General features: G+C 63.2%; 1 protein-coding gene. It reads right to left on the reverse strand.

Annotation, left to right across the window (positions count from 1 at the left end):
* On the reverse strand, positions 1 to 707 hold a 707-nt coding region (locus EKA13_RS27410), incomplete at its 3' end, for a DUF3577 domain-containing protein (RefSeq protein ID WP_065762054.1).
* Between the last annotated feature and the right edge of the window lie 155 nt (positions 708 to 862).

Genomic DNA, 862 nt, shown 5'->3' on the forward strand with positions numbered 1-862 from the left:
GTCGATTCCAGGCTTGCGGCCGGTTCCCCAGCGCGTTCACCCTTGGTGCGGATGTACGGATCGATCTTCATGTCGTTGAGACGGAAGGCGATCAGCACCTTGCAGTCCCCTTCGATGGCCTGCACGCACCGGCGAACCAGATGCTCGGCTTCAGGGGTGGTAACGATGGTGTCGAAGTACCGATACTCCGGTTCATCGACAGGCCCGGCCAGCGCGGCGACGGTGCAAGAGAGGAACGGGTCGCCATCTTTGGGCGTGACGTCCTTCGGACGGCTGAGGTAGCCGATGCCGCGGGTGATCAGCTCGTGATGCCTGATCGAAGCCAGTTCGGCTCGGTCAAGTGGCTCGGCCTTGAGCAGTCGCGCCTTGAGGGACGCGGCGGCTTGGCCTTTCTGCTCGCCCTTGTCGCGGATGTACGCATCGCCCCACAGGTCGCCGAGGCGAAAGCGCACCAGCGGGCGCTGCTTGGGATCGTCAACGCCGATGCAGCGCTCGACCAGCTTCTTGGCCTCGGCACCCGAGACCTTGACATCGAAATAGCGATAGCTGGGGTCCTTTGCGGAACCGACCAGCGCGGCGATGGTGCATGCCAGAAAAGGCTGCGCACGGCGGCCGCCCCGAACAGGCACTTCACGGACACGCTGGATGTAACCGATGCCCGAGGTGTGGAGGTCGAAATACGATTTCTCGTTGGACGTGGTGCTCATGGTGAATCTCCATAGGGATGAAGCGGAGACACGCCAGTCCCACGCTGCGGGGAAAGGTGCGTAACCCCGCGATGGGTTGATAAGGCGAAAGCATCCACCACCAGAGACTGGTGGCCGCTCGCGGATGGATGCGGTGCGAGCTGGCTCGGTCACGC

The organism is Pseudomonas defluvii, assembly GCF_001695625.1.
Taxonomy (GTDB): Bacteria; Pseudomonadota; Gammaproteobacteria; order Pseudomonadales; family Pseudomonadaceae; genus Aquipseudomonas; species Aquipseudomonas defluvii.